We start from the raw sequence: 5,440 nt of genomic DNA, 5'->3' as shown, positions 1-5,440 counted from the left end.
GACGAAAAGGCTCAGCGCCAATACGCTTAACCGCCACGCCATCGGCAAATAACCCAACTTGAGAGAGTGTAACCGGTTCGCCCGCGACCATCGCCGCCTGCAAACAGGCGGCATCTTCAGGCTCCACGCCGACAATTTTGACCTGCGGCATCACGGCCTTGTAATAGGCCGCTATCCCGGCAATAAGGCCACCGCCGCCCACAGGCACAAACACCACCTCGAGATCGCGCTGCTGCTGCAACATCTCTTGGGCAATGGTGCCTTGGCCGGCAATCACGGCTTCATCATCGAAGGGCGCGATATACACTCGGCCATCGTCTCTGGCCATTGCCATCGCAAAACCATTGGCTTGATCAAAGGCTTGGCCATGCAATACCACATTGCCGCCCAAACGGCGCACCGCATCGACTTTAATATCGGGGGTGGTTTCTGGCATCACGATCACCGCATCCACGCCACGACTTGCCGCCGACATCGCCACCCCTTGGGCATGGTTGCCCGCCGAGGCGCACACCACGCCGCGCCGGCACTCCTCTTGGCTTAACTGGGCAATCCGGTTATAGGCGCCGCGCAATTTAAAGGAGTGTACAGGCTGCATATCTTCACGCTTTAAAAAGACCTGACACCCTAAGCGCGCCGAGAGCTTATTCATACTGGAAAGCGGCGTGACCTTCGCGATGTCATACACCGAGGACAGCAGAATTTTTTGCAGATAGCGCTGGGCGAGCTGAAAATGATCGGCATCCATCTGCGGCGATGGCACTAAGGGCGGCTCATGCTGTAGCGGGGATCCTTGTTGTAACTGGGGCCCTTGCTGTAACAGTGACGCCGTCAATCGCTCGGCAGTTAACATAATCACTCCTCCAGTTTACTGCGATCGCGCACCGCGCCCTTGTCGGCACTGGTGGCGAGCAGGGCATAGGCTTTGAGCGCCATAGACACAAACCGCTCGCGACCAAGCGGTTTCCACGCCTGCGGACCACGCGCTAGCATGGCTTCACGGCGCGCGGCCAATTCGGCATCGCTCACGGCAAGTTTGATACTGCGAGCGGGAATATCAATCTCGATAGGATCGCCATTTTCAATCAAGGCAATCGTGCCGCCCGCTGCCGCCTCGGGGGACACATGGCCAATTGATAAGCCTGAGGTGCCACCCGAGAAACGGCCGTCGGTAATGAGCGCACAGGCCTTACCTAAGCCGCGGGATTTTAAGTAACTGGTGGGGTACAACATTTCCTGCATCCCCGGGCCACCTTTTGGCCCTTCGTAGCGGATGACGACCACATCCCCCGCCACCACTTCACCGCTCAAAATGCCCGCCACGGCGTCATCTTGACTCTCATATACCCGAGCCGAGCCGCTAAAGCGCAGATTTGCCTCATCCACCCCTGCGGTTTTAACGATACAACCATTTTCCGCCAGGTTACCCGCAAGCACTGCTAAGCCACCCTCTTGGCTAAAGGCAAACTCGCGACTGCGGATACACCCTCCTTGGCGATCGGTATCCAGTGACGGCCAGCGGCAATCTTGACTAAAGGCTTTGGTCGTCGGGATCCCCGCCGGGCCCGCCCTAAAAAAGTGTTTCACTTTTTCATCTTGAGTCTGCATCACATCGTATTTGGCCAATACGGACTTGAGATCCTCGCCCGCTGCCGCGGCAACGTGGGCCACATCGGTATGCAACAGCCCGGCGCGGTCAAGCTCACCTAAAATCCCCATCACCCCGCCAGCACGGTGCACATCTTCCATGTGATACAAAGACGTGGAGGGCGCCACCTTACACAAATGGGGGACGCGCCGTGACATTCTATCAATATCCGCCATGGTAAAATCGACCTCGGCCTCCTGGGCGGCAGCCAATAAATGCAACACGGTATTGGATGAACCGCCCATGGCGATATCTAGCGCCATCGCGTTTTCAAAGGCTTTAAAATTCGCGATGTTACGGGGCAGCGCCGTTTCATCCCCCGCACCATAGTAACGCTCCGTCAGCGCCATCACCCGCCGCCCAGCCTCTAAAAACAGCTCGCGGCGATCGCTGTGGGTCGCGAGCATGGAGCCGTTACCCGGCAAAGATAAACCGAGGGCTTCCGTTAAACAATTCATCGAGTTGGCGGTAAACATACCGGAGCAGGAGCCGCAGGTTGGGCAAGCGCTGCGCTCAATTTTGGCACTATCTTCATCGCTCACACTCGAGTCGGCCGCGGCCACCATGGCATCGACCAAGTCGAGCTTGATGAGTTTATCCGACAGCTTAGTTTTACCCGCCTCCATTGGCCCGCCGGAGACAAACACCACCGGAATATTGAGGCGTAGCGCCGCCATTAACATCCCCGGGGTGATTTTGTCGCAATTAGAGATACAGACTAATGCATCGGCGCAGTGAGCATTGACCATGTACTCCACGCTGTCGGCAATCAGTTCCCGCGAGGGCAAACTGTAGAGCATGCCACCGTGCCCCATGGCGATACCATCGTCGACGGCGATAGTGTTAAATTCTTTAGCGATACCGCCCGCCTCTTCGATGGCGCTCGCCACCAGCGCGCCCATATCTTTTAAGTGCACATGGCCGGGCACAAACTGGGTAAAAGAGTTGGCAATTGCAATAATCGGCTTACCAAAATCATTGTCTTTCACCCCGGTCGCGCGCCAGAGCGCACGGGCGCCGGCCATATTGCGCCCTTCGGTCGTGGTTGCTGAACGTAACTTAACTGCACCTAACGTTGGCATTGGCTATATCCTTTATCTCGATTCGAAAAGCATCGCTTGGTCAGCGACATTGCCCAAAAGCCGCCCTTGACGGGTTGCTATGCTCATCCACATGGCAAGCCGCTTGGGTAAAAGGGCTTGCTCCTAACTTACAACTAAACCTAACGGACAACTAAAGCGCATGCGCTTCACACCTGCGGTAAAATCTAAGCCGTGGCTGGGCGTTATTCTTCCCCCTCGGCGCACGCAGCAGATTAGGCTTAGGCGCTTGCCGTTTGCGGCAAACTTATTGGTAACAATACCTTACATTGGGTTACATCGATTAGTTTATTCAGCTGCTGACTTAACAATTCGATGGCCCGCTCGCTATCGACCTCCATATCGAGTGACAGACTGGCGTCATCATTCATCCGCATTTGCATCTGCCTGACCTTAAATCCCCGATGGCGTGTCACGCGCAGCACCCGCTCAAGCACTTCGGGGCGATGTTGAACCGTTAATTCCAGAGAGTGGATCATGTTTGTTTCTCCATTTCGTCCATCATATCGCTGTTTGATGCCCCTGGAGGCACCAGCGGCCAAACGTTAAATGCATCATCTATCGCCACGTGTAGCAAATACGGGCCTCGGGCCGCCAACATCTCGCTAAGGGCTTGCTCCACTTCATCGGCAGAAAAAATGGTGCGACCGGGGATCTCAAAGGCCGAGGCCAGCAGCACAAAATCGGGGTTATCGGATAAATCCGTTTCGCTGTAGCGCGCCTCAAAAAACAGCTGCTGCCATTGCTTGACCATGCCGAGCTTTTGATTGTCAATCAGCAGGATTTTCACTGGCAATTTACGGCGCTTAATGGTGGTCAGCTCCTGCACATTCATCATAAACGAGCCATCTCCGGACACTGCCACCACGGTCGCATCGGGGCGGGCAAGCTGAGCACCGATGGCAGCGGGCAAACCAAAGCCCATAGTGCCAAGGCCAGCGCTCGACAGATGATCCTCGGGGCGACGAAACCACATATGTTGCGCCACCCACATTTGGTGCTGGCCCACATCGCAGCAGACGACGTTATCCTCGGGTAATTTATTAGCCAAGCGGCGCAACATTGCAGGCACATAAATCAAGCTGCCGGGGTGTTGATAATCCCACTGATGTTTACGCGCTAAGTGCTCAACCTCCACCAACCAAGGAGTAATGTGCATCGACATCCCGAGAGCAGGGAGGATCTGACGCAAATCCCCCGCGATGGCCACATCCGGGCGGCGCAATTTGCCAAGCTCAGCGGCATCGATATCTAAATGGATGACTTTGGCCTTATTGGCAAAGGTGGTTAAGCGCCCCGTGACTCGGTCGTCAAACCGAGCCCCGACCACGATCAATAAATCACATTCCTGCACCGCAAGATTAGCCGCCTTGCCGCCATGCATGCCTAACATGCCCAAATAACCGGGCGTGCCATGGGCGATGCTACCAAGGCCCTTTAAGGTCGCGACCGAGGGAATGCCAGTGAGCTGAATAAACTCCCGCAATTGATCGACCGCCCCCGCCATCCCTACACCGCCGCCCACATACAACATAGGTTGCTTCGCTTGCGCCAATAGCACACGGGCAGCGTCGATATCACTCATCTCAGCCTGCGGTTCATTGGTGACGGCCAGCAGTGGGGTACGGTACTCGAGGTGAGCGATTTGGATATCCTTAGGAATATCTACGAGTACAGGGCCGGGCCGTCCTGAAGCGGCGATCTCGAAGGCTTGGTACAAGGTGGGGATGAGATCGTTTACGTCTGTCACCATAAAACTGTGTTTCGTGCAGCTCAGGGACATCCCTAACACATCAATCTCTTGAAAGGCATCGGTGCCGATAACGGCGGTAGACACTTGTCCGGTGATGGCCACGATGGGCACAGAATCTAATAAAGCATCGGCTAGGGCGGTGATAAGATTGGTAGCCCCCGGCCCTGAGGTGGCAAAGCATACCCCAGTTTTACCGCTGGCTCTGGCGTATCCCACCGCGGCAAAGGCTGCGCCCTGCTCGTGACGGCTAAGAATATGCTCGACAGAGCCAGCGTAGAGTGCGTCGTAGATCGGCATAATCGCGCCACCAGGATAGCCAAAAACCGTGGTAACACCATGTGCTGCAAGCACTTTTATCACCGCATCGGCGCCTCTTATCGTCTGCCCTGCTTCCATATTCTCTCTACCTCATTCCTTACTGGCCGAATATCGGCACTCTGGTTTATGACTGCAATGGTTTGTGAATGCAATAGTTCGCGATTGCAATGGTTTACGATTCTACTGTCTCTGGCTCTTGGCCTGATGCTGAGGCGCTAGGCCTCAATTTATGCGTTCTATTTTCTGGGCTGCCCTCTTGAGCCTAGGCCCTAAAACGACAAACCCCCCGGTCCTTGCGGAGCGGGGGGTTCTTTCGAAACTTTTAACCTTTTAGGTCTCAGTTCGCCACGCGCCGCCCCCGCCGTGATGGAATAATCACAACGTTAATAATCACGAGAATGAGCTTGGCAGCTTGGTTAAACATCAATATGAGTTCCTAATCGGTGTTTCTAAAATATGGCGATTGCTGAAATCACGCTGTCGCGAGTGGGACGTTGCGCGTGCTATTAGCTTTACCATAAAGCGACAACCAAACACAATAACAATTCAGGTTTATTAAAAAAATTCAGCTTCCCTGCCGAGACAATGCAAAACAACAACGTAAAACGTTATTTGGCGCGC

General features: G+C 54.9%; 4 protein-coding genes. All 4 read right to left on the bottom strand.

The window, feature by feature from the left end:
- Positions 1 to 748: pyridoxal-phosphate dependent enzyme (locus tag ACRCZA_RS10995; RefSeq protein WP_438674479.1), on the bottom strand; the 748-nt coding region annotated here is incomplete at its 3' end.
- 107 nt (positions 749 to 855) lie between these two features.
- Positions 856 to 2,730: a dihydroxy-acid dehydratase gene (gene ilvD / locus ACRCZA_RS10990; protein WP_438674478.1), complete on the bottom strand. Its 1,875-nt coding sequence runs from the start codon at positions 2,728 to 2,730 to the stop codon at positions 856 to 858.
- Between the two features lie 239 nt (positions 2,731 to 2,969).
- The gene (ilvM, locus tag ACRCZA_RS10985) at positions 2,970 to 3,227 is read right to left on the bottom strand and encodes an acetolactate synthase 2 small subunit (protein WP_438674477.1); all 258 of its coding nucleotides are present in this window, start codon (positions 3,225 to 3,227) and stop codon (positions 2,970 to 2,972) included.
- Positions 3,224 to 4,897, bottom strand: coding sequence for an acetolactate synthase 2 catalytic subunit (ilvG, locus tag ACRCZA_RS10980; RefSeq protein ID WP_438674476.1), 1,674 nt, complete (start codon positions 4,895 to 4,897; stop codon positions 3,224 to 3,226). The genes ilvM and ilvG overlap by 4 nt, the downstream gene beginning before the upstream one ends.
- Between the last annotated feature and the right edge of the window lie 543 nt (positions 4,898 to 5,440).

The organism is Shewanella sp. (assembly GCF_051658185.1).
In the GTDB taxonomy this organism is placed as follows: Bacteria; Pseudomonadota; Gammaproteobacteria; order Enterobacterales; family Shewanellaceae; genus Shewanella.
The sequence above is the reverse complement of the archived record's forward strand: the minus strand, read 5'-3'. Positions and strand labels throughout refer to the sequence as shown.